Here is a 3,090-nt window from a genome sequence, read left to right as displayed (position 1 = left end):
CGCTGGAGCCGTCGCCGGTGAGGTTGCCGTCCGCGTCGTAGTAGTAGCTGCGGCGCAGCAGGCCGGCGGAGACGGTGCGCAGCTGGTCCGCGGCGTCGTAGGTGTAGCGGAGGGTGGTGCCGTTGCGGTTCATGGTGGTGCGGTTGCCGGCGCCGTCGTAGGCGTAGGCGTAGGTGAGGGATTCGGTGGCTGCGGTGCAGTCTGCCGTGCCGGCGGCGGCCCGGCACCACTGGGTCAGGCGCCCGGCGTCGTCGTATCCGTAGTGTTCGCGGTTGGCGGTGCCGCCGGGGCGGATGGTGTCGGCGGTGGTGGGGCGGCCTGCGGCGTCGCGGGTGGCGGTCCAGGCGGCGATGGTCACGTCGCCGCTTGTGCTGGTGAGTGAGGTGAGGCGGCCGGTCGGGTCGTAGGTGCGGTTCTGGTGGAGGCGGCCGGTGCCGTCTGCCGTGGCGGGGAGGGTGGTGAGGGTGAGGCGTCCGGCTGCGTCGTAGGCGTAGTCCACGGTGGCGCCGTTGGTGGTCTGTGCGGTGAGGCGTCCGGCGTTGTCGTAGGTGTAGGCGGTGGTCAGGCCGGTGGGGTAGGTGCGGGAGGTGACCTGCCCTGCGTGGTTGTAGGTGTAGTGGAAGCCGCCGCTTCCGTCGGCCGGGGTGACGCTCAGCAGCCGGTTGGCGCCGTCGTAGGTGAGTTCCCGCTCGCCTTTGCCGTCGGTGATCCGGGTGCGGTTGCCGGCGGCGTCGTAGGCGTATGTGACGTCCGGTGTGTCATCGGTGTGCGTCAGGGCGGTGACCCTCCCTCGGGGGTCGCGGGTGTAGGTGGTGACGGTGGAGCGGGCGTTGGTGAAGCGGACCTGATTGCCGTCCGCGTCGTACCCGTACGTGCGGCGGCGGCCCAGGGGGTCTGTGTCGGCGGTGAGTTGGCCGTTGCCGTCGTATTCGTAGCTGACGGTGTGCCCGTTGGGGTCTTCGCGGGTGCGGACTTGGCCTTCACTGTTGTAGGTGTAGCGCGTGGTGGCTCCGTCGGGGCCCGTAGTGGCGGTGATCCGGCCCATCTCGTCGTAGGCCCACGTGGTGGTATTGCCCAGAGGGTCGGTCTCGGTGACCGGCTGCCCCAGTCCGTCGTAGGTCCAGGTGGTGGTGTTGCCCAACGGGTCGGTCTCGGTGGCGAGGTTGCCGTCGAGATCGTAGGTGTAGTGGGTGGTGTGGTCGGCGGGGTCGGCCCCGGGCTCGTTGCCGACCGGGTCGGTGCGGGTGAGCATGCGGCCTTCGCCGTCGTAGGTCCACGTGGTGAGTAGCTGTTGTCTTTCCGAACCTGNCGGGTCGGTCTCGGTGGCGAGGTTGCCGTCGAGATCGTAGGTGTAGTGGGTGGTGTGGTCGGCGGGGTCGGCCCCGGGCTCGTTGCCGACCGGGTCGGTGCGGGTGAGCATGCGGCCTTCGCCGTCGTAGGTCCACGTGGTGAGTAGCTGTTGTCTTTCCGAACCTGGTCGTCTTGTTTCCGCTGGTCAGGCATTGAGCTGATGCCTCGACGGCAGTGATGACACGTCGTGTCGTCTTTTCGGTGGAGGTGCCGGGTGCCGTCGGTGATGGGGCTGCTGGAGGAGCGGGAGCGTGCTGCTCGGCAGCGGGTGGAGGACCTGCAGGACGAGCTGCTAGAGGCGGAGGCGGTGCTGGAGCGTCGGGTGGTGGCGTTGGCGGAGCTGGTCGAGGCTCTGGCCGCGGGCGCTGTGGTGGAGGAGCCGGTCCGGCCGGAGCCGGTGCCGACCCCGGTGAAGAAGCCGGTGGCCGGGTCGGTGGTCCCGCACTGGCACGAGGGCGTCACCGCTGGGGTGCTTGCGCCGGAGTACCGGCGGCTGCTGGCCGTGCTGGACGGGGAGCCGGGCCCGGGAGGGGGTGCGGGGAAGGATCTGGCGGCCCGGCTGGGGCTGGAGCTGGTGCCCGCGAAGGTCGAGGGAGTCCGGGTGAGGGCGAAGCGGCTGGTGGCGCGGGGCTGGCTGGCCGAGGAGAGGCCGGGCCTGTTCACCCTGCGGCACCCGGCTCGGTGAGCGGGCCGGCGCGGCGGGCCAGACGGCGGCTCATGAGCATGGCCATCGACCACTGCACGACCGCTTCGCTGCTGGCTGTGCGGGTTTCGTAGTCGCGGGCCAGACGGCGGGTGCGCATCAGCCAGCTCAGGGTGCGTTCCACGCACCAGCGCCGGGGCAGCACGGTAAAGCCGTGCGTGTCGTCGCTGCGCCGGACGACGTCCAGGGCCAGGCGGAGGGTGGTCTGGGCCCAGTTCACCAGGCGGCCCGCGTAGCCGCCGTCGACCCAGGCAAGCCGGATGCGGCGGTGGCGGGCGAGCAGGCGGGGCAGCATCCCGCAGGCGGCGTCCCGGTCGGTGACGCCGGCCGGAGTGACCAGCACCATCAGCAGCAGACCGAGGGCGTCCACGATCACGTGCCGCTTGCGGCCGTTGATCTGCTTGCCGGCATCGAAGCCCCGGGAGGCGGCCGGGACGGACGCGTCCGCCTTGACCCGACTGCGAGTCGATGATCGCCGCGGTCGGCTCCGCGTCCCGGCCCTCGCTGCGGCGGGTCCGGCTCCGCAGCCGGTCGTGGAACTCGGCGACCAGGCCGCACTCGCGCCAGCGGCGGAAGAACGCATAGACCCGCTCCCACGGCGGGAAGTCGGCCGGCATCGCCCGCCACTTGATCCCGTTGTCCACCAGATAGCGGATCGCATCGATCATCTGCCGGTGGCAGTAGCCCTCCGGCTGCCCGCCCCGGCCCTCCAGCCATCCCGGCACCGGCAGCAGGTCCCTCACCACCGCCCATTCGGCGTCCGTCATGTCCGAGGGATACGTCGGTCTCCTGTGCGGCCGGCCCGCGGCGTTTCCGAACCCGTGCGCGAGACAGTCACACGACGGGGCAACCGAGTTGGACTCCCCGACCGTCCGGACGGAAGACTGCGGCACAGGGCCTCCTGACGCTCGAAGGACTTCAGCAATCCCGAGCTGGACAGGAGGCCCTGTCTTCATGCCCGCACCGGCCGAAGATCACCCAGCCGAATCCCCGTCCTCGAACCAATGCTCACCACGATCGATAGAGCAACGGCTTCT

General features: G+C 70.7%; 2 protein-coding genes and 2 pseudogenes. 1 reads left to right on the top strand and 3 read right to left on the bottom strand.

From position 1 onward, the window contains the following. Positions 1 to 1,420, bottom strand: a pseudogene (locus GQS09_RS27735) (RHS repeat protein); the annotation flags it as partial. Positions 1,421 to 1,564: 144 nt separating this feature from the next. Between GQS09_RS27735 and GQS09_RS27730 the strand changes: the two are divergent. Then, complete coding sequence (locus GQS09_RS27730; protein WP_165990272.1) at positions 1,565 to 2,035, top strand: hypothetical protein; 471 nt, start codon at positions 1,565 to 1,567, stop codon at positions 2,033 to 2,035. Here the strand turns inward: GQS09_RS27730 and GQS09_RS27725 are convergent. Together GQS09_RS27725 and GQS09_RS30155 are read right to left on the bottom strand one after the other, a co-directional pair. Next, the gene (locus GQS09_RS27725; RefSeq protein ID WP_313896382.1) at positions 2,010 to 2,429 is read right to left on the bottom strand and encodes a transposase; all 420 of its coding nucleotides are present in this window, start codon (positions 2,427 to 2,429) and stop codon (positions 2,010 to 2,012) included. The genes GQS09_RS27730 and GQS09_RS27725 overlap by 26 nt on opposite strands. A 217-nt stretch (positions 2,430 to 2,646) precedes the next feature. Then, a pseudogene (locus GQS09_RS30155) lies at positions 2,647 to 2,820 on the bottom strand (transposase); the annotation flags it as partial. Between the last annotated feature and the right edge of the window lie 270 nt (positions 2,821 to 3,090).

This window comes from Streptomyces sp. YIM 98790, assembly GCF_011421595.1.
Classification (GTDB): domain Bacteria; phylum Actinomycetota; class Actinomycetes; order Streptomycetales; family Streptomycetaceae; genus Streptomyces.
The sequence above is the reverse complement of the archived record's forward strand: the minus strand, read 5'-3'. Positions and strand labels throughout refer to the sequence as shown.